This window comes from Microbispora sp. H13382 (assembly GCF_014161445.1).
Classification (GTDB): domain Bacteria; phylum Actinomycetota; class Actinomycetes; order Streptosporangiales; family Streptosporangiaceae; genus Microbispora.
The window spans coordinates 1-549 of sequence record NZ_JABBXA010000067.1; the positions used below are offsets into that span (position 1 = coordinate 1).

1 pseudogene is annotated in these 549 nt (G+C 72.5%); it reads left to right on the forward strand.

Going from position 1 to position 549, the window contains the following annotated elements:
- A pseudogene (locus HHX41_RS39520) lies at nucleotides 1–549 on the forward strand (DDE-type integrase/transposase/recombinase); the annotation flags it as partial.

Below are 549 nucleotides of genomic sequence, written 5' to 3' on the forward strand. Positions count from 1 at the left end.
ATACGGAGCATCCGGCATGGCCGACCGCTCCTCGCGCCCGCACCACAGCCCCCGCCGCACCCCCACCCGCACCGAGCGGCGCATCATCAAGGTCCGCGTGCTCCGCCGCTGGGGCCCGGCCCGCATCGCCTACCTGCTGGGCCTGCACCCCTCAACCGTCCACCGCGTCCTTGCCCGCTACCGGCTGACCCGCCTGGCCCACCTCGACCGCGCCACCGGCCGCACCATCCGCCGCTACGAACACCCCGCACCCGGCGATCTCGTGCACGTCGACATCAAAAAGCTCGGCAACATCCCCGACGGCGGCGGCCATCGCGTGCACGGCCGGCAAACAGGCGCCCGCAACAGCTCCGCCCACCGCGACCCCGACCGGCCACGCACCCGCCACGGCCGCCCCAACCTCGGCTACGGCTACCTCCACAACGCCATCGACGACCACTCCCGCCTGGCCTACACCGAGATCCTGCCCGACGAGACCAAGGAAAGCGCCACCGCGTTCTGGTACCGCGCCCAGGCCTTCTTCGCCACCTTCGGGATCACCGTGCGCCG